The organism is Methanobrevibacter sp., from assembly GCF_017539065.1.
Lineage (GTDB): Archaea > Methanobacteriota > Methanobacteria > Methanobacteriales > Methanobacteriaceae > Methanocatella.
This window is the reverse complement of the sequence record NZ_JAFYHP010000023.1, coordinates 19,800-40,349: the sequence shown is the minus strand read 5'-3', so window position 1 is coordinate 40,349 and position 20,550 is coordinate 19,800. Positions and strand designations below refer to the sequence as shown.

Below are 20,550 nucleotides of genomic sequence, written 5' to 3'. Positions count from 1 at the left end.
ATAACATATTTATAATAATCGAAAGAAGGTTTTCATTAAAAAAATCCAAAATAATATCTTTTAGATAAATCATTTTTGGCCAATTACACAAATCCAATCGGCAGATTCGCCTGTAAATGAATCCTTTGATTCCTTAACATAACTTATTACATTTGAAAAACCTGCTTCAAGCAGATACTCTTCCAATTGGTCTTTGGAATATATTTTCATATTCAGCAATTCTATCAGTTCCTTTTGGCGGGCATCGTTTTCTTTTGGAAGTGCTTCATTAGCAATGAAAATCCTGCCATCATCTTTTAAGACTCTGTGGACTTCCTTCAAATCATTGATGAAATCGGGCCAGAAATAAACGGTTTCAAATCCTGTTGCAATGTCGAAAGTGTTATCATCAAAAGGCAATTCAGAAACGGAACCCTGTATAATCTCACATCTGCCATCGGAAATTGCTTCTTCATTCAGCAATGCTGATTTTTCACATGCCGCTTCTGAATAATCAAGCCCATACACTTTATTTTCAGTGATTTTAAGGAACCTGTCTACATTGACTCCTCCGCCGCAGCCGATATCTAAAATAACATCGTCTTTTGAAATATCCAAATGGCTCAAGCTCCACTGGGCCAGGCCTTCATGATTGACGTTCATCTTTTCAATCAGTTTGCTTCCGAGTTTGCCTTCAGGCTTTCGGGCATTAATCAATAATTCGGGATCTTCAATAATTTTAATATTTTTAAATCTCATAATAATCTTAAGCATCTCTTTTTCTTGATTATTTATGAAATTTTCTTATTTTAAATATTCTCCTGAAAATATTTGTTCATCTGTTACCACTTTTCAAACTGTGACAATTTTTCACATATCCATTTTCTCTAATATGATTTGGAGTTTTACTTTTGAGTGAATGTCAAAAAATTTCAAAGCCCAAAATTTTTTATTACTTATTAAATATTTTTTATTACAAATCAAAAAAGTGAAGAAAATAGCATTTTGAAACCGCTTGATGTATATGTCTTACCTTACTTTCAACATTTCCCAACAAAGTCACAAATTATCCAAATTTTATATATAAAAAGAACGTATATTTTATGTAATAATATACAGTAATAGTGAAAAGATACGAAGTATTTATATACTAAAAAAATAAATAGTATAACAAGGGTTTGAGTAAAGAAATTTAGGAGGCGAAAAGCTTATGATCGAAGTCAATGAGCTAACTGACTACCTAGATGAATACTTAGAAGAAAAACAGGAAGTAAAAAATCTTACAAAGGAAACAATCCAAAAACAGACATTCAATATATCCAAATTCATTGAATATCTTGAAAATGAAGGAATCGATGAATTAAATGAAAAAAATGTCAAAAAACAATTAAGACAATACCGTAGGCACTGTTTAAAGAAGAGAGGCAATAAGAGAACTACGGTAAAAACATATATGATGAACATTTTGGAATTCATCAACTCTGAAGATGTTCAGGAAGAAATCCAACATGAAACAATCAAGATGAAGGATATAATTGAAGTAAAAGCCGAAGATCCCGAAACCGCTAAAAAAAGAATAGAAAAGATATCTCTAACATGGCAACAATCCAATTTCTTTTTAGATACCATCCAACAGAGCGGAAATAAAAGGGATTATGCAATTTGTAGGACTTTCATTGATTCTGGAATGAGGTTAAAGGAGCTAGTGCTCTTAAACAAAGATGACATCCAAGTTCCAATTGATGAACATGGCTTCTATGAGCTACCAAATGATACTGATGACTTTATTGATGTATATCTACGTGCAGAAACTACCAAAGGTGAATTAAAAGACCGAACAACATTTATCACCTATGATACATTAGTCAGCCTTAATGAAATGATGAGAGAACGTACCACAAAGCTTAGGAAAAATACAAATAATATATATCGCCCAGTCATTCAACGAAAAAAAGCTGCATTGGAAGTTACTCGTGAAGAACTATTTACTAATATAAAAGGGAACCGAATTGGTAAACGTGGTGTACAGGATATCATCAAAAAGCATGCACGTGAATGTGATAGAAGAATAGAAAGTGAAGGAATAGATTGTCCTGTAAATTACAGCGAGAATGTTAGTGTTCACATTTTAAGACATACGGCACTGTCTCATTTTGCTGAAATATTAACAGTTGCTGAGGTACAATCAATTGCAGGCCATTCTAATTCCCAAACTACAGATAAATACATACACATTGACCGTGAGCAAATGAAACAAAAATTAAAGGCCAATTCATATAAATTTTCTTAAAAAAATTTAATGCTTAATATAAAATAAATGAATTTAAATACTACTTTAACCTAATATAAACTAGAAAACAATTGAAAAACGATTTATATGAATTTAAATAAAAAAATTATTATATTAAGCATATTTATATTTTTTATATCATTATGTGCTGTTTATTCAGTCTATGATAGTCAAAATACGGATAATACGATAGTTAATTTACAAAATAACAATGAAACAGACGTTGGCTGTTGTTCTGTTGTTTTACAATTAGAAAACGACAGTTCCATATTATCCTATAGACGTGATGCCAATCTAACTGCAGACATTCATATAGATAAGATAATTTGGCATGGAATTCCGGCAATCAAACAGCATAAAACTGATTATGGATATTTTAACCATGTAATTATCACTGATGACGGTTGGGTAATCGGATTAGGCGGCCTTGATGATGGTATTGATAATGAACGTTGCGAAAATATAACCGCTACTATGATTAATGACAATTATACTATCTCTGAGGAGAAATTAGAGGAGATTCAGGCCATAAAAATACCATATAAAATGGGCCACGTTGTTATTAAAGCACCTAATGGAAATTATGGTTTTGCAACACCAACAAAACTGAAAACCGGTCATTTAAAACCTGGACAGTATATTTCAATACCAAACAACTATTATTATTCTAGAGCTGGCGAAATTCCATTAAATACTACTGATAAGATAAAAGTAATGACTGATTTGGCTCGCTCAGACATGTTTGGACTTTCCAGACGTGCAATTGTTACCTACGACATTCATATAAATGGAAATAACAATACTACAGATATATATGTTTCAAATGATGACGGATCATTGTTTGATATGCAAAATCTTTATGATATTGATGATATTTACTATAACAATACTGTCATAAAAGGAGAAGACATTCCAATAGCTCCAGATTATAAATATATTGAATCTATAAGTTTTGTTAAGGAAGATTCACTTTTAGACAACCTTTTCATATTACTATCAATTATCGGATTTGTAATTTTCGTGGGCATACTATTTTATGTAATATATCAATTTGTGGTATTCATGAGATATCGTCGATGACGCTAAAATTTATTAAATTTCATAAAATTTATTAAAAAATAGTAAAATTTAAAGAAAATAGTATATATTAATAGCTTGATATATATGGAGCTATTGATTTATTACATTTTCTTAATATTACTTGAGTAGTAGTGGTAAAATAAGTATAATCCTACTTTCTGTAAATATGGAAATACTATTAATATATATTTTCCATATATACTGATAGTAGTATAATATGTAAATAAGTATTTACTAGTATTATACTATTTATACATATAATATAATTAATACAACTTAAACTATTAAACCTATTTTTACATATTTATCTATTAATATATAAATAAGGTTAATATACGGAAATACTATGCCGACTATTGTAATATCACACTAACAAGAATTTTACTAAAAATAACCTGTATAAAGAGTTTAATCTTAAAATAATATTAGATTATAGCATATTTATCATGATAAAATAATATGCACATTACAATAATTAATCAAAATTAAATCAATACATTATATGGTAAATACTCATCGATACGAGGATATTGATAATAAAAATTATTAATTTTAATGAAATTTATTAATTTTTATAAATTTCAGGAATTTCACAAAAATTAAAAGTTGAAATCTCAACGCCTTACCCTATATGATCTAGTCAAAACTCATCATTTTCTCAAAAAAGTTAAATTAAGACATTGAAATTAGAAACCTAAAAGTATTTTTATACCAATTAAAATTAAAATTACTCCTCCAAGGAGTTGGAATTTGCCACCAACATAATTTCCAAGTTTCTTTCCAATGAAAATACCTGCAACACTAAATAAAAATGCAACAACACCAATAATTACAGAGGATATCAATATCGGATCTTTAATGAGAGCAATTGTTATTCCAACAGCAAATGCATCAATGCTTGTGGCTATTGCAAGAAGGGTCACTTCCCTAAATGAAAAGTTATCCGCAACATCTTCATCATCACCTGACAAGCTTTCACGAATCATATTCAATCCTATCGCTAAAAGAAGTAAAAATCCAACAATAGGTGCAAGTGATTCTACAATGCTTGCAATCACATTGCCGCAGAAGTATCCTAAAATAGGCATCAAAGCCTGAAAACCGCCAAAGAACAGGCCATAATATAATATTTGCGAATTGGTTAAATTCTTTTGAGTAAAACCCTTTAACATAGATACGCTAAAGGCATCCATTGCAAGAGCTACGGCAATTAGAAAAGTGGATATTATATTGAAAGTCATTACATTAATTTTGTTTGTTATTTCATATAAAATTAGTTGTGATTAAATGGGATTTTTCTCCCAATTAATCATTTGCATAGTCAGTCGGTTGGAAACAACAATATGTTATTTCCTAATCTAACTATTGTTGGCTCTTTATATTTAAAATGAATAGTTTTAATGACTTCAATTAAACAGAATGGCTGCAATGGCAAAATGTAAAAAATATATTGAAAAATCTATTTATACAATTTTGATTTATATATTAACTATGAAGGATTTATTTGATTTAGTTGAGTTTGGAAATTTCAAGTTAAACAGCCGTATTGTCCGAACAGGCCTTTGGGAGTCACAAAGGGAAAAAACAGGCAATTTCACACCTGAAATATATGACCGCTATGAAAATATGGCTGCCAGCGGTGTCGGATTAATAATCACCGAACTTTTCTCACTTTATCCAAAGGATGTCTTTTCAAAATACTCCAATACTGTTAACCATTCCCGTTTTGTTCGTGAAGCCCGTGATTTGACTGACCTTGTCCATTTATATGACGTACCCATCTTTGCCCAGTTAGGATTCGTTCAGTATAACAAAAGGCTGGAACAGAACATCAAAGTTGAAAACGTTACCATTGATGATATACGTAAAATCCAAACGGACATCATCATTGCAGCTCAAAAATTTGATTATGGCGGATTTGACGGAATTCAGTTAGGACTTGGAAACTATTATTTCTTATCCAGATTCATTAACCCCAACTTCAATTCACGTACAGACAAATATGGGGGCAATACATTAAACCGCTTAAGAATCGTATTAGAGATGATTAAAGTTATCAAGGACACAACAAATTTACATATAAACTGTCGTTTAAATGCATTTGATGGAACAACAAACGGAATGACATTAAATGAAACAATTGATATAGCCAAATTGCTTGAAAAACATGGAGTTGACTCATTACAGATTACACGTCCACGCTCACCGCAATTCTTCACACGTGAAAACAGACAAAAAAATCCCCTTATTGAGGCCACTGAAGAAATCATTGAAAACGTAGACATTCCAGTTATTCTGGGAGGGGGAGTGAACAGCCAAAATCAAATAAACAACATACTGAATTCAACAAACATCGATTTCATTTCAATGCAGCGCCCGTTTGTAAAGGATCCTAGTTTCCTTGTCGATTGGCAAATTGAAGGAAACGGTGAAAGCCGTTGTATAACATGCAACAACTGCTACTGGAAAAAAACCAGTACCTGCCACATCAGGCCATGCAATTTGGAATACTAATCAATGTTTTCATAATACCTGAATTTTTCCAAAAAATAATTAAGCTCTTCTTCTATCTGATATAGGCTTATAACGGGTTTATGGTTTAACAGGCTTGTTAAAGCAATCATTAATGGTATTGCTTCACCTACATTAATATTCTCAAATTCCAATGTTTGATAGGTAATTTTAAAACTCTCATTTTGATGCACATCAATTCTTAAGCCCGGCGGTGTGAAATTAATTTCCCCTTTTTCAATTAATTCCTCAAGATACTTTGTTGCTTCAAGAATGTCTTCAAAAGTAACCTTATCCATGTTTAAAACATAGTCAAGAAAATCAAAATGGATATCATAGTCATATTTGGAATAGTCTTTAAAATAAGATTCGACCATGATGTAGTCAACATATAATTCATGGTTTAGGATAGAGTATTTTTTGTTGTTCACTATGAATTCCATGATTATATTTTAGTTAAAAAAGTATAAAAAACTAGTTAAAAAAACATTTTAATGGAAATCGTCACACCCCTTTTGATTTCCATATTCATTTAAATTTAATGTTTTGATTTAGCTCCATTGTCCTTATAGCAATTTCCTTCAGTGCCTTCTGCAAGAGTTCCTTTTCAATAATGGACTCATCAATCAATTCCTCTTCAAATTTATTCAGCAAACCAATACTTTCATCTAATGTTTTTCTACCTTTCTGTGTTAAAGAGATCTTATTCTGTCTTCTGTTATCCTCATCAACTTTTCTTGAGACTAATCCCTTTTCCTCCAGCTTCTTGACGGACCTTGCAACTGCACCCTTATCAATGCTGCATCCGGATGATATCATTTCCTGATTTAAATCGTTCCGATTTGATATTTCAAACAGCAAATGCAGCTGTGTCGAATTAATATCCAAATCTTTCAGTTCATGATTTAAATAAGTAGTCTGGCCTCTTGCAATGATTGTTATTAGCTTAGCGATTGGAATGCAAGATGCATCAAGCTCTTCAACTGACATGTTATCTATTCTAAAAATGAGTCCAATATATAGTCATCCTTCTTAACTTCTTTAGTGGTCAGGCCCAGGGTTTTGAGCGGTTTTGCTGAAAATTTTTCCATTTGTTCAAAAGCCTTTTCAAAATCAGGGCTTCCTGCAGTCATGAAGAATTTAACATTGCTGAACTTTCCCTCATTCTGCTTTAGATAAGAGATGACGGGTGCTGATGTTTTTCCTGCCCAGATAGGACTTCCGATATAGACAACATCATAATCGGCAGGGTCGAATTTCATGTTTTCTATGTCTATGATCTTTTCGGAAAGTGCATGTTTTCCGCCGCGCATAAAACCAAGTTTTCCCTGATAATTTACTTTAGGAATAATTTCTTCGATATCTGCATTGGTCTTTTTGGCAATATCTTCTGCAAGCTTTTTTGTAACATTTGTTCTTGAATAATAAGCTACTAATGATTTCATAAGTTACTATTAGTTCCCATCATATATAAACTGTTGCATTGACAACTATTGACATTGCAACAATTTTAAGAAAATATAAAAAAATAGAAAAAATAAAATGGATTAGGATTTGAAAATTTTACTCCATTTCACTTTATGTTTAGCGTCCTGTACGGTTTCATCATAAGTTTTAGGGCTAAAACCGTATTCCTTTTCAATTAGTTTTTGTTTTTGACTAGGATCAAGAGCAGTATCATTTAATTTATTAAAGAAGGATATATCATCCTCTACCTTTGCGAGTTTTTCTTCTAGTTCGGCTTTTTCTTCATTGGCTCTTTGAATTCTAAGGTCTAAAATATCCTGGCTGGACTGTGACACAGCATCTTTCATTTCAAAGAACATGTCAATAGCTTCACCGACTTCAATACCGTTTTCTTTTAAAATCTCGACTTTTTCAGCTTGAGATTCAGTTAATTCAATTTCCATCTTCATAATAATGCCCCATTAATAGTTGTTTATATATATTGATTTAGTCATTTAAATTATTTTCTAAATTTTAATATATCATAAAATCCTATAATTAAATATGAATAAGTTAAAAATCGCTGAAAGAATTTCAACAATTACTAATCCGCCAATTATATGCATACCCTTATTCTTAATAATCTGTTTAACATTATCATTTACGCCTAGCGGATTTGATTTCTCCAAATTCATCGTTTTGGAAATAGTATCATTGATTTTTGCTTCCCTACTTCCTATGGCAATCATTCTTTTCTGGGCAAAAAAACTGGGCACCGATAAAGATATTTCAAACAGATCAGACAGGTTCATGCCCCTGATTGTTGGAATTGTCTCATACTTCATTGGCTTTTTAGTATGTTTGATTTTTAACTTGGATAACTTTTTGACATGCTTACTTTTATGTTATTCAATAAATACGGGAGTTGTATTGCTGTTTACCACCAAATGGAAAATAAGTGTTCACACAACCGGCTTGTCCGGTCCTGTGGGTGCTTTGATATTGCTTTTAGGACCAATCGGTGCGCTTTTCGGTTTGATATATCCTGTTTTAATCTGGTCAAGAGTGCTTTTGGAAAAGCATACATTGTCACAGGCAATCAGCGGAGGCGTTCAGGGATTCTTTTTAACAGTTTTAGAGATGTATCTCTTTATGAATATCCTGAATCTGCCTGTTGCAAACCTTGTTAGTTTATATGATTCAATATTATATATACTTGCCATTATCCTAACTCCTATCGTATTGGGCGTATTGAGCTATATTGAAGTCAGAAATCCATTGAAAACATTCATTATATCAGAAATACTCCTATTGATGATGTTCTTTATATTTACTCCGGCAAGTGTATTCATAATATTTGTATTGACTACAATCGTATCCATATTGATTAGTCTTTATGCAGGCGATGAGTTCATATGGTTTAAAATCTTCAAAAACAAGAAATAATTATTGAATTTAAAAAAAGAAAAAAGATAAAATTAATTATCTTTTAATTTTAATAACACTTTTTCCATTAATTGCATAGTTCACATTTCCGGAATAGATGCGAACTTTATGTTTTCCAACTTTCAATTTCTTAGTGTTGAATTTTGCAATACCTTTTGAGTTGGTTTTAACTTTATGCACTTTCTTATCGATTTTGATCTTAAGCAATACCATTTTCAGAGGTTTTTTGCCTGTTTTAACATAAACCTTAAAGTATTTTGATTTTTTATGTTTGAATTTGACTTTAGGAGCTTTAACTGTTGTTGGTATTTTATTTACTGTATATTTAAAGTCAACTGTAAGAAAACCTGACCAGAAAGTATGTGAATAAAGATATCCTTTATTATTATGAGTTCCAAGTTTTCCAACTAAAGAAGGTAGAGAAGCAACACCATTACTATTTGTAATTCCGCTACAAATTACTGTACGAGTGGATTGTGAATATGAAGCTTCAAGCGGCACATTTGCAATAGGTTTGGAAGTAGTTAGATCAGTTACTACCGCTTTGATAGATTTATCACTGAATACAGTAGTAACAACATTGTTAATGGTTAATTTAAATAATTTTATAGATTTTAAATTATCATCCAAAATTGTGTATTTTGGATATTTGGAGGTACAATCTCCAATGAATATTGTTCCGAGTGAGTTTCCAGAAAAAACATTGTTTTGCAAATTAACGATGGTTTTAGAAAGGCTTATAGCACAGTAATTTGCAAGATTGCCAATGAATTCTGAATTCAAAATAGTGGTTTTTCCGTATATTGAATTGATTGTGGAAATCAATCCTTCATCTAAATAAAATATATTATTCGAATTGTATACGCTGTTTTTATTGAATTTTGAATTATTAATGATTAAATCTGCTGTTGAAAGTATAACTCCCATGAACTTTGCTCTATTGCTTATAAATGATGTGTTGTCAATTATTAGATTTTGTGATGAAAATATTGCTCCCACAGCATTGTTTGCTGAGTTATTTTCAAATTTGGAATCAATAATTTTAACTGTTCCTGTACCATAATACTTTAACATATCAGGAATATCTGCTCTAGAAATATCATCATAATCATGATAAGAACATATTGCTCCGAATTTATCTTCTGCATAATTATTAATAAAAGAGCAGTTAGTTACAGTTAAATCACCTTTATTTAAGATAGCTCCTCCTTGATAACCACGATTTTCTTTAAAAATACAATCAATCAATGTAGAAGTTCCAGTCAAGTCCAGTGCTCCACCAAAATTGGCATAATTTCCTGTGAAAACGCAATTTATAAATGTTGTTTTTCCATTGGTTTTAACCGCACCACTTTGAAAATTTTTAAAGAGAATATTTTTAAAAGTTAAATCCTTACTTGAGGATTCAATATTTGCGCCGGAATTACCGTCAAAAATCGTATCGTTATTTCCGTTTAAGGTAATGTTTTTAGTTATACTAACCGTAGTCCCTATAGAATATGTTCCATTAAGTTCAACTACTCCATTTTCATCCGTTTGATCTATTCCATTTTGAATATCAATACTGTACTTGTCTTCACTGCCGAGAGTTCCATCATCTAACGTAGCGTTATCATTTGCAAAAACTACACTAATGGACAGTAAAAACAGTATAGTAAAAATAACTATTTTAATTTCCCTATTAAACATAAAATGGAATATATTTTTGATTAGATATATATCTTTCTAAAAAATTACATAGGATGAAATCAGTCATTCAGGACCTTGTAGGTTAAAATCAAATCCTTATCGAGAGTGTATGAGTCGGTCAATTCCAATCTGACTGCCTCATCCATTGTATCAAATCCTTCGCCGTCGAAAAACGTTTTTGCATTGGCACCGCCAACTATCATTGGCGCAATGCATATGCTTATTTCATCAATGAGACCTGCCTTAATCATGGAGAAGTTCAGTGTGGCTCCCCCTTCAAGCATAAGCTTTTCTATTCCTTCCTCATGGAGATAATTCATCAATGCCTTTAAATCAACTCTTTTATCACCTGAAAAAAAGAACTTAACGCCACGTTCTTTAAGGGTTTCATATGTATCGGTGGCCATGAAATCTTCCTTATATTCATTGGCACCTGCTATTATTGTTTTAGCATCATTATTTGTTATTCTTGCATCGACTGGTGTTCGGCATCTGCTGTCAACAACAACTCTAACCGGATTGTCTTCAGGATCAGCATCAATCTTGTGAACCGTCAGTCTAGGATCGTCTGCAATCACGGTTCCGATTCCGACCATTATCGCATCACATTCCTTTCTTATCTGATGGACCCTTTCCAGGTCTTTTTTACCGGAAATGTTGGAACTTCCGGTGGCTGTTGCAATCTTGCCGTCCAATGTCATTGCGGAATTTAAAATTACATAAGGCCTCATTATTTCACCTAAATATGATAAAACATTTCTTTGATGTTTAAGAAATTCATTAATGTCTGATTATCAAGCATTCCCGGCATTATTAAAGCGGTTATTATACCTAAAACACCGAAGAATATGCCAATTCCCCAAATTATTTTGACAGCATCCTTTTCAGCAATAGGATGTCTTAAGACCAGCCTTATTAAAGATTTGAATCCTGTTTCAGGCCTTACAAGTTTGCCCTCATCATTTAATTGTGTCGGCTTTTGCTGTTGGCGATTCATCACGCCAGCTGAGTAGAATTTCAATGCTGCATCAATAATATTCGGCATCATGACAATAAAAGCAATTAACTTTACCCTTCCAATAAAAGCAATGCATACAATTGCAGCTCCAATAATGAGTGTTCCTGTATCTCCAGGGAAAATCTTAGCGGGATACCTGTTATAGTATAAAAATGCAACCAGAGCGCCTAGCATGCTCATTGAGATGATTGTGACATCGTATTTTCCAAGTATTATGCAAGCTATTGTAAGTGAAGTCATTGAAATGATTCCCAAACCTGATTCGATACCGTTCAAACCAGCGAGCATATTGGTCAAATTGGATCCGATTGATAATGCAATTGGAATTGTAATCAGATATAACAATCCTACATTAGGCGGTGCCGCCCAAATCAATGGCAAACCAGCCAGGAAGAGTAAAAAGAATTTTTCCTTTGAAGACAGTGCAAGCAAATCATCCACAATACCGATTATTCCCACAAGCAAAATTACAACCAGGACAATCACCAATTGGGATGTTAGGATATCGTGCATGTATATTCCGGAAAACATTCCTATTATAAATCCGAACAGTATTCCAAATCCGCCCATTTCAGCTACAACGGGCCTCCAGGATTTATGAATATCCTTTCCAACAATATCGGCTTCTTCAAGTTTGCGAATAATAATTGGCATTGCCAATTTGGTTACGATAAAAGACAGCAAACCGCAGATTATTGCTATTGCATATAATGGAAGTTGGGGTAATAATATCATGGTTAAATATTTAATACTCATTATTAAAAAAAGTAGTTATTTTTTATTTAAAATATAATAGACACTTCTTAGGGGAATATCCAAATTTTGGGAAATCTCCTTCGGTGAAAAACCGTCTTCCCTAAGCTGTTTGATTTCGGTGTGGTTGTATTTGCGCTTGCGATTATCAAAATCGGCTTTGCTTTTTCTAAGCAAATAATATACGCGGTTAAGTGATATGTCAAGTTTTTTGGAGATTTGTCTTGCAGTCAATCCTTCATTGGATAGTTTCAACACATAAAATTCAATCCCATTGCTTCTGGATTTAGCGCCCCACTCATATTTGGCCTTAACGTTTATATCCAATTGGCTTAGTGCTTCAATATAGGTTTTTGATGTTCTTTTATAAATGCTGGGAGGACATGTTATCTCTTCAAGATTAGGGTATTTTTCGATTAATTCCACAATCATTGATGATGATAATGTTTTTGAAATATGAATTGTTGTTACGTCCTCATCCATATTATCACTTTTTAATTAAATCCAGGAACTTTTTGGACTTGTCACTTTTCGGATTTCTAATCTGATTAATATTGTTTATTTCCTTTTTGATTTTAGATTCATTAACATTGAATGCATTGCTTATGCTTTCAAGTCCCACATCAGAATTTAAATGGATTAAAGCAGCGCCCAAAGCCACATGATTGAATTTGATATTTGAATTGCGCATTTCCTTTTCAAATTTGAATTTCTCATACAGCAACAAATCCATTTCAGGAATTGGGATAATCTTGATGTCTGTGAAGCCATTTAAAATGTCTATCACTTTTGTATATGTGGTCTGGAATACCTTTCTCTGTTCACGGTCCAGTTCAACGCGGATATATGGAAACGGCCCGCTGTTTATCCTGCGCCCATTTCCGGATGTGGTCAGATAATATCTGAAGATGTCCCAAGTTATCAGGGCGGCGGCAATATTTTTAAATGTGCCTTTATAAATGCTTTCCCTGACTTTCAAGTCCCTTTTAAGGGATCTTGCCATGTTGCCGAAGTTATCAATGTAATTCAGGCTTCTGAATCTTTTTTGGATTTCAGATTGTCTCCATGCCTCAATCGCATCCAGATCATATTTGTCTATGAAATCCGGCCTTTGATTTTGGAATTCGGTTAATATCTCATCATACTTGTTTATCCTTTTGAAGTCCGTGAGTCTGCGTTTCAGGATATCGTCCTTAACCATGGATATGATTTCCTGAGAGTATCCGACATAAGCCAGTGCGAGGGCTGTCCTTGCATGCTTATCATCGATTATTGCAGGTTTTGTCCTGTGGAGCCTCAATGATTCGATACGTGCATTCTTGCCGTACCTTCTCCTTACCTCCTCCTCATAATTGTCAACATATTCGGATTCGAGAGTGATGTTTTTTCTAATTAAACGATTGTTGTCATCCCTAAATCTAATGACAAGAGCAATGGTTTTTACAACGCCTTTACGTTCCTGCTTTAAGATATTTAGAACCTGCTTAAATGACTCCCGAGCATATGGGGAAAGCTCGCTCATCAAAACCATATAATTTCCCGATAACGGCAAATAGGGAATAATTTCAAGGCGATGGGTCAGTTCTTTGTTGACTTTAAATGAAAATCCTTTGCTATTGCAGCTGCATTGGCCGTTCATTTCTTTATATTCCTCAATGGAATATTTCTTATAACAGTTATTGCATTTGACATAACCAAACTGTTCCAGGTTTCCAAGCGCAATCTTATGTGAATCAATAGCGGATTTCACACGGTCAAGGATGTTCTTTTTTGCATTTGCCTTCATCCTGAATATTTTGTTATGGCGGCTGTTTTCCCTGATTTCGTCGGCGGCCACTTCGGCCACTGCTTTGGTGCCGTATTTATTGAGGGATGCAAAGGGGGATGTGTATCCCTGCACATCCATATCATCTCTTAATTTTTGTAAAAAGTTTAATCTGTCATCTAGTTTAAAGTAAAGCTTTTTGAAATCCTCAAAGTTTTCAATGTTTTCTAAGTCGATTGAATCGTTTGCGATTTCCTTCAGGTAGTTCTCGGCCTTATTCACTAGTGCAGATTCTGGCATTTTAATCTGTTTTATTGGATTCTTTCACCAACTTCGCCGGCTTCATCCGGAGACAGCAAAGCGCCTGATTTTCCGGTTGCTAAAATCATTCCTTCTGATAATGTTCCGAAGAGTTTAGCAGGTTGTAAGTTAGCCACTACACAAACTTTTCTGTCGATTAATTCTTCCGGAGAGTAGAATTTAGCTAAACCTGCAACTATTTGTCTAGGTTTGTCTTCTCCGATGTCGACTTGAAGTTTCAATAACTTGTCGGATTTTTCTATCTTTTCTGCCTCTTTTACTTGTCCAATCTTAATTACTACTTCATCAAATTGATCAATACTTATTAAATCACTCATATTTTCATCTTCTTTATCGTTTAGGTTTTCTTTCAATTTAGCTTTTTGAGCTTCAATCTCTTCATCTTCAATCTTTTTGAATAAAGGTTTGGCCTTATTTATCTCATGACCGCTAGGCAATGTTACTTTTGCATCATTCCATACGTCCAATGTATTGATGTTCATTATTTCAGCTATTTTGTCTGCTTTTGTCGGAAGGAACGGCTTTAATGTATATGCCAGTGTTTTCGCAAGCTGGTTAGATAAATATAAACAGTTAGCCGCTTTGGTCATGTCCTCTTTTACCGCTTTCCACGGTTCACAGTCGTTGAAGTATTTGTTTCCTTTTTTGGCTACCTTAAATATCTCAAGTAAAGCTTCCCTAAATTCATAATTTGCTATATATTCGCCCGCTTTGTCAGGCAGGCTTTCAATTGCTTTTCTGAATTCCTCATCTTCCTCACTAGGATTTTCATATTCAGGGATTTTGCTGTCAAAGTATTTCTTAGTAAATACAAATGTACGATGCAGGAAGTTTCCTATTACATCTGCCAATTCATCATTGTTTCTTCTTTGGAAGTCATCCCATGAGAAATCTGAATCCTTATTTAATGGAGCGTTGATTGTCAGGTAATATCTGAGCAAATCAGGGTCATAATCTTTTACAAAATCAGCTATCCATATAACCCAATTCTTACTTGTTGACATCTTTTCTCCTTCTAGGGATAAAAATTCACCGGCATATATCATGTCCGGCAATTTGCAGCCATATGCGGTTAAAAGTCCAGGCCAGAAGATTGAGTGGTGATAGATAATGTCCTTGCCTATGAAATGAACAACATAGTCATTCCAATACTCCTCCCATTTCCTGCCAGACTGCTGTGACCATTGGCTGGCTGATGAGATGTAACCCAGGAATGCTTCAATCCATACGTATAATACCTTGCCTTTCGCTTCTTCCAGAGGCACAGGTATTCCCCAATCCATATCACGGGTTAAAATCCAGTCATTCAATCCCTCTTCCAACCAGTTTGAAGCATAGTTTTTAACGTTGGCAGGCAAATTTTCATTATTGTTAATGTAATCCTTCAAGTCATCTTCAAATTGGGACAACTTAAAGGCATACTGGAAGGTATCCTTGATTATTGGTGTGGTTCCACAGGTAATGCAATGCGGTTCGTCGAGTTCTGTTGGATCAAGTGCTTTTCCACATTTTTCACAGTGGTCCCCACGGGCTTCAGAGCCGCATACAGGACACAATCCCTCAACATACCTGTCAGGAAGGAACTTGTTACAGTTCGGACAGTATAACTGTTGAATGTCCTCCCTATAGATTAAACCTTTTTCATAAAGGTCCTTGAAGAAATTTTTAGCAATCTCATAATGCTTTTCATCGGTTGTTCTTGTGAAATTGTCCAGAGAGATGTTCATTGACTCTACATCTTTCACAATCAAATCATGATATCTTTTTGAAATTTCAATCGGTTTTTTCTTTTCCTTATCCGCTTTAACTGCAATAGGAGTTCCATGCTCATCTGTAGCGCAAACAAGCAGCACATCATTTCCAACCATTCTATTGTATCTGGCGTAAATATCCGCCGGAAGGTAAGTGGAACGGATGTGGCCTAAATGACATGGTCCATTTGCATAAGGAAGTGCACATGAAATAAATATTTTTGACATTTATCTAATCCCCTTATTAATTTTAATCATATTATAGTTATGTCAATTATATGTAATAAATGCTTTTTTCAGCAACATGATTTCAGGCCAATATTCGATTTAGAAAAAATAATATATCCTCAAATGAAAATTGATTTTGACCTTGAGATATCTATTTAAAATATAAAATAAAAAGTTAAAAGCATGGCTGAAGTTTCATATATCAATCCACTTTCAGATGAAGGAAGACAAATTATACGTGAATACGGAGATTTAAATCAAATCTTTGAAGATGATGATGAACTGATTGACATCTGTATTCATACAACCAATCAGAGGTTTTCAGATGATAGTCTAATTCCCAAATCATATGCGGATTTATGTATGAAACGTATTCTGTGGGCAATAGAAAAAAAGAACAATAAGAACTTCACCCAATCTGAATTTGAGTACCTGACAAATGAAGAACTGTTTGCCCAGGATGTCGTGACATTCCACATCCTATGCCAGGCCATCGCAATACAGTTTAACCTCGGGTCACGTGAAACAAGATTATTTGTCGAATCCCAAGGAGCCCTGATTTTAGAGCGTTTGGCCAAGATACCTCCAATGGCAAGGGCGGAAATAATCGATGAAGTGCTTGAAGAGGTAAAGGTTGACGGCGCCATTACCTGGAAATCATTGAAAGATGTAATAGCATCCAAAAAATTAAAGCTGACAGACCTTCTGATTGATGAGGGAGACATTATCCTGCAGCAGGATGATTTCTTATATCGTTTCGGAGATGAATTTAGTGACAGGAGCCCTGAAAGGATGTATAACATACTGATTGGAGACAGCGTGAAAGAACAGATTCTTTCAAGATTGATAATGCAGAAAACCGAAGAGTATATTGCTCGCATAAAGGAAATGTCTGCAAGAATTGAAATTCATCCTGCCATTTTAAAGATTGGAGAAGACCTGAAAGAATTCATTCCGGATGAAATCAGCAAATATAACCAGTATTATGCAGGAAGCGGCGGAATTTACGGTTCAGTCCAGGCGGGCAAATTGAACCCAGACGCATTCCCACCTTGCATCAAGACAACAGTTGAAGGAGTGTCTTCAGGAGGACGTAACGACGCAATCGTTCTGCTTTTAACATCATTCGCTTCATATGCAAGGCTATATCCAAGAATATTTGCATCAGATGAAACCGTAAAGGTATCAGATATGGATCCAGACCTTTCAATAACAGAAAATGAAATCCTGCCGTTGATTTTTGATGCTGCAGACAACTGTTCACCGCCATTATTCGACGACCAACCTCAGGAAAAAATCAATATCATATCAAAACTGGGCTTTGGAATGCATGAAACCGTCGACATCAACCACGAAGGCGAAACAAAATGGTACACTCCAATGAGCTGTGAGAAAATAAAAATCCATTTGCCAAACCTATGCCATCCGGACAAGTCATGCAAAGGAATAAACAACCCGCTGTCATGTTACGGGCGTAAAAAATATCAGTTAGACCAGGAAGCGCCTAAAGAGTAGAATGTGAAAACTCAAATGGGTTATGGTTTTCATATATTGCATCATAATACTTGTTTAAAATCTTTGATTCCCACATGTTGTAATTGGCCTGTTCCTGTTTTTCAAAATTATATGCCAAAAGGCCGACTGTACGTTCATACTCGTCAATGCCCTTCATTTCACAGAATTCGGATATGATGTCCGGAATATATTCGCAGGGATCATCGCTGCTGAACTCCAGATACTCCTCATACTCATTTTTGGAGAAAAATTCCTCTTCTGATACCGGTTCATCATGAGAATCAATAGTGTATAATTCAATGTAGATGCTATCATGCAAGTGAAGTTGATTAAAATCAATGCCCAAACCATAAACGCGGCCATTTTCAAGGTTTAATACAGTATGGCCTGTTTTAATGCCTCCCATCCAATTGTCATATGCGGGTTTTACAATCTCTTCCGGAGTAAGGCCTGAAAGTATTGTTTTTAAGTGCTCAACCCCTATAACTTCAACAAATTCATTCATATGATAATATTTTGAGGTAATATATAATAAACTTATTTTTTGTTTTAACTGAATACTTTCAAAAAAATATTCAAAACGTAGGAAAAATGAAAAATTCAAACAGCAACTATTAATAATTTCTGTCACAAATATACTACATAGGTGATATGAATGCTTAAAAAACTTTTAATTATTCTAACGATTCTAATCTTCGCAGTTGGCGTCGTTTCGGCTGAAGATGCTTCACTTGCCAATGAAACGTTGGCCGATGCCCAGCCACACAACACCGGCGAGATTCAAAATCTAATCAACGATGCAAACGAAACGGACACTATAAACCTTAATGGGACATATAAAAACGAAAATATTGTGCAGCTGGAAATCAACAAATCCATAACCATCGACGGCGGAGCGGACAAAACCGTCATTGATGCGGATGGCCAGATATTCCACATAAATATTGAATCCGGAACCGTCGCTTTGAAAAACCTGAGAATAACCAATGCCAATTCACAGGGATTTAACCCAGATATCCTGTCAAATCACGCGAACCTGATTCTTGTCAACTGCAGCTTTGAGCATATCCTTGGAGCGAACATAATCCAAAGCAGCGGAAACCTTACACTCGAAAACTGTGAATTCATAAACAATGAGGTTACAAATTCAATAATCTGTACCGAGAAAACAAGCAACGAAAACATAATGCTTTCACAGAAAAACTCAAAAATGATAAACAACACTGCAAAGTCACTATTTTTAATATTGCAGACAAAAAATGCAATTATTACCAACAATATCCTCACAGACAACAACATATCAGGCAACATCATAAAATATTATGATGAAGGAGTCGAGTACAGCAAACTGAACAGGAAAAACTACAACAACATAAACATCTCCGCAAACGTCATGGTCAATAAAAACCATCCGAAAATCTACTTTTCACTGCCGTATGCCACAAACCCGAAAAACGGAATGATAACCTTTGCATGCAATCTGGAGATGAAGGACAATTTCTACGGATTCAACATCCAAGACTCAAAAGAGTTTTCAATACTTCCGGTATTCGAATTTGAAGTGAACTATTTGGACTGGTTGGATACTGCAGGTGGAAGCAGCGTTAACTTAAGACAAATCGGAAAGACAGGAGATAACTACACTTACGAATTGTATTTCACAAACGATAAGCAAAAAGAGGTGAATTTGAATTATTATTCATTCTCCATCAAAAACAAAACCAACGGGAAATTGATTGTTTCCAATATCCAGAACAGAACATTCACATTAAATGAGGATATTGACCCAAGCGGAGTCTATATCATAAGCAGCATTGGAGAAACCGTAAACAAAGATCCCGCAAACATCACCTACACCATTGAGGGAAAACACTATATGGACATGAAAATCAAAATCAGACTGGAAAACGGTTCACAACCACTTGCAAACCAATTGGTCCGCATTGACATCGTATCCCCATACGGTAAAGGAGTCAGTTTACAACATGACACTTTCCGTACAGACGAGAACGGATACGTCATTTTCGAATGGTTTACCACTTATGACAAGGAGATAAGCACATATTTTGATGAAACTCAAGAATATTATAATATTACAGTCACATTTTCAAGTTACAACTTCGGATCCTCACAAAAAAGTTACAGTTATCTGAAAATAAACAAGATTCCAATTACGATTGATGCGGGCAATGTAGCTTTCGACTATGGCAAACAGCCAACTGTGAAATATTCAGTCAGTTATACGGATTCCAAAAAGGCAGCTGATGATTTGTTAACCGAAGCCAAAATCTATAAGGGCAAAAAACTGATTAAAACATTGTATGCAAGAAGTTCAATGGGAGCATGCAGCATCAAAATGCCGAAATTGGATGCAGGATCATACACCCTCAAAATAATGCATCTTGAAAGTTTCTATGAAAATACTGTAAAAACTGTTAAGCTAACCGTGAATAAGGTCAAAACAACTGTCAAGGCTCCAAAGGTTACCTACAATTTCAAGAAGTCCAAATATTTCAAGATAACAGTTAAAAACAAGAAAACCAAAAAGCCTATCAAGGTTCTCCTAAAGGTTAAAATCGGCAAAAAGACATACAAGCTCAAAACAAATGCCAAAGGAATCGTAAAGTTCAACACCAAAAAGCTTAAGGTAGGAAAGCACAAGGTTAAAATCTCTTCAGGAAACACCAACTACCAGATAAGCGCCAAAAGCAAAATTACAATCAAAAGATAGATTCAAAAATCTATCTTTAACTTTTTT

19 protein-coding genes are annotated in these 20,550 nt (G+C 34.2%); 6 read left to right on the top strand and 13 right to left on the bottom strand.

Annotation, left to right across the window (positions count from 1 at the left end; all coding sequences use genetic code 11):
- Positions 1-69: 69 nt before the first annotated feature.
- The gene (locus IKS50_RS06000) at positions 70-738 is read right to left on the bottom strand and encodes a class I SAM-dependent methyltransferase (protein ID WP_292846916.1); all 669 of its coding nucleotides are present in this window, start codon (positions 736-738) and stop codon (positions 70-72) included.
- 451 nt (positions 739-1,189) lie between these two features.
- On the opposite strand from IKS50_RS06000, the gene IKS50_RS05995 reads away from it, so the two are divergent.
- Positions 1,190-2,269: a tyrosine-type recombinase/integrase gene (locus IKS50_RS05995; RefSeq protein WP_292846913.1), complete on the top strand. Its 1,080-nt coding sequence runs from the start codon at positions 1,190-1,192 to the stop codon at positions 2,267-2,269.
- Positions 2,270-2,356: 87 nt separating this feature from the next.
- Entirely contained in the window at positions 2,357-3,349 is a 993-nt protein-coding gene (locus IKS50_RS05990; RefSeq protein ID WP_292846910.1) for a hypothetical protein, read from the top strand.
- A 686-nt stretch (positions 3,350-4,035) separates the two neighbouring features.
- Here the strand turns inward: IKS50_RS05990 and IKS50_RS05985 are convergent.
- Entirely contained in the window at positions 4,036-4,590 is a 555-nt protein-coding gene (locus IKS50_RS05985) for a manganese efflux pump MntP family protein (protein ID WP_292846907.1), read from the bottom strand.
- A 250-nt stretch (positions 4,591-4,840) separates the two neighbouring features.
- Here IKS50_RS05985 and IKS50_RS05980 point away from each other — a divergent pair, with 250 nt between their 5' ends.
- The gene (locus tag IKS50_RS05980) at positions 4,841-5,863 is read left to right on the top strand and encodes a HisA/HisF-related TIM barrel protein (RefSeq protein ID WP_292846904.1); all 1,023 of its coding nucleotides are present in this window, start codon (positions 4,841-4,843) and stop codon (positions 5,861-5,863) included.
- On the opposite strand, the gene IKS50_RS05975 is transcribed toward IKS50_RS05980, so the two are convergent.
- The 4 genes from IKS50_RS05975 to IKS50_RS05960 all read right to left on the bottom strand — a co-directional run bounded on the left by IKS50_RS05975 (position 5,860) and on the right by IKS50_RS05960 (position 7,776).
- Positions 5,860-6,303, bottom strand: a complete 444-nt coding sequence (locus tag IKS50_RS05975) for a hypothetical protein (protein ID WP_292846901.1) — start codon at positions 6,301-6,303, stop codon at positions 5,860-5,862. The two genes, IKS50_RS05980 and IKS50_RS05975, sit on opposite strands and share 4 nt — an antisense overlap.
- An 85-nt stretch (positions 6,304-6,388) precedes the next feature.
- Positions 6,389-6,850 carry a MarR family winged helix-turn-helix transcriptional regulator gene (locus IKS50_RS05970; protein ID WP_292846898.1) on the bottom strand — a complete coding sequence of 154 codons (462 nt, stop codon included), beginning with the start codon at positions 6,848-6,850 and terminating at the stop codon, positions 6,389-6,391.
- 5 nt (positions 6,851-6,855) lie between these two features.
- Complete coding sequence (locus IKS50_RS05965; protein WP_292846895.1) at positions 6,856-7,305, bottom strand: flavodoxin; 450 nt, start codon at positions 7,303-7,305, stop codon at positions 6,856-6,858.
- Positions 7,306-7,407: 102 nt separating this feature from the next.
- Positions 7,408-7,776: a hypothetical protein gene (locus IKS50_RS05960; protein WP_292846892.1), complete on the bottom strand. Its 369-nt coding sequence runs from the start codon at positions 7,774-7,776 to the stop codon at positions 7,408-7,410.
- Positions 7,777-7,870: 94 nt separating this feature from the next.
- On the opposite strand from IKS50_RS05960, the gene IKS50_RS05955 reads away from it, so the two are divergent.
- The gene (locus IKS50_RS05955) at positions 7,871-8,752 is read left to right on the top strand and encodes a hypothetical protein (RefSeq protein WP_292846889.1); all 882 of its coding nucleotides are present in this window, start codon (positions 7,871-7,873) and stop codon (positions 8,750-8,752) included.
- A 36-nt stretch (positions 8,753-8,788) separates the two neighbouring features.
- On the opposite strand, the gene IKS50_RS05950 is transcribed toward IKS50_RS05955, so the two are convergent.
- The 6 genes from IKS50_RS05950 to metG are packed head-to-tail and all read right to left on the bottom strand — an operon-like array spanning position 8,789 to position 16,277.
- The gene (locus IKS50_RS05950; protein ID WP_292846886.1) at positions 8,789-10,441 is read right to left on the bottom strand and encodes a hypothetical protein; all 1,653 of its coding nucleotides are present in this window, start codon (positions 10,439-10,441) and stop codon (positions 8,789-8,791) included.
- A gap of 59 nt (positions 10,442-10,500) precedes the next feature.
- Positions 10,501-11,172 carry a 2,5-diamino-6-(ribosylamino)-4(3H)-pyrimidinone 5'-phosphate reductase gene (locus IKS50_RS05945; protein ID WP_292846883.1) on the bottom strand — a complete coding sequence of 224 codons (672 nt, stop codon included), beginning with the start codon at positions 11,170-11,172 and terminating at the stop codon, positions 10,501-10,503.
- Positions 11,173-11,180: 8 nt separating this feature from the next.
- On the bottom strand, positions 11,181-12,194 hold the full coding sequence (locus tag IKS50_RS05940) for a glycosyltransferase 4 family protein (protein ID WP_292846880.1): 1,014 nt from the start codon (positions 12,192-12,194) through the stop codon (positions 11,181-11,183).
- Positions 12,195-12,230: 36 nt separating this feature from the next.
- A complete protein-coding gene (locus IKS50_RS05935; RefSeq protein ID WP_292846876.1) occupies positions 12,231-12,695 on the bottom strand; it encodes a hypothetical protein in 465 nt (154 codons plus the stop codon).
- A gap of 4 nt (positions 12,696-12,699) precedes the next feature.
- A complete protein-coding gene (locus IKS50_RS05930; protein ID WP_292846873.1) occupies positions 12,700-14,277 on the bottom strand; it encodes a DUF530 domain-containing protein in 1,578 nt (525 codons plus the stop codon).
- Positions 14,278-14,288: 11 nt separating this feature from the next.
- The gene (metG, locus tag IKS50_RS05925; RefSeq protein ID WP_292846870.1) at positions 14,289-16,277 is read right to left on the bottom strand and encodes a methionine--tRNA ligase; all 1,989 of its coding nucleotides are present in this window, start codon (positions 16,275-16,277) and stop codon (positions 14,289-14,291) included.
- Positions 16,278-16,460: 183 nt separating this feature from the next.
- On the opposite strand from metG, the gene IKS50_RS05920 reads away from it, so the two are divergent.
- Positions 16,461-17,792 (top strand): DNA primase, encoded by a 1,332-nt coding sequence (locus IKS50_RS05920; protein WP_292846867.1) that lies wholly within the window; start codon positions 16,461-16,463, stop codon positions 17,790-17,792.
- On the opposite strand, the gene IKS50_RS05915 is transcribed toward IKS50_RS05920, so the two are convergent.
- Positions 17,782-18,297, bottom strand: coding sequence for a hypothetical protein (locus tag IKS50_RS05915; RefSeq protein WP_292846864.1), 516 nt, complete (start codon positions 18,295-18,297; stop codon positions 17,782-17,784). The two genes, IKS50_RS05920 and IKS50_RS05915, sit on opposite strands and share 11 nt — an antisense overlap.
- Before the next feature lie 150 nt (positions 18,298-18,447).
- Here IKS50_RS05915 and IKS50_RS05910 point away from each other — a divergent pair, with 150 nt between their 5' ends.
- Positions 18,448-20,523: a right-handed parallel beta-helix repeat-containing protein gene (locus IKS50_RS05910; RefSeq protein WP_292846861.1), complete on the top strand. Its 2,076-nt coding sequence runs from the start codon at positions 18,448-18,450 to the stop codon at positions 20,521-20,523.
- Positions 20,524-20,550: the final 27 nt, after the last annotated feature.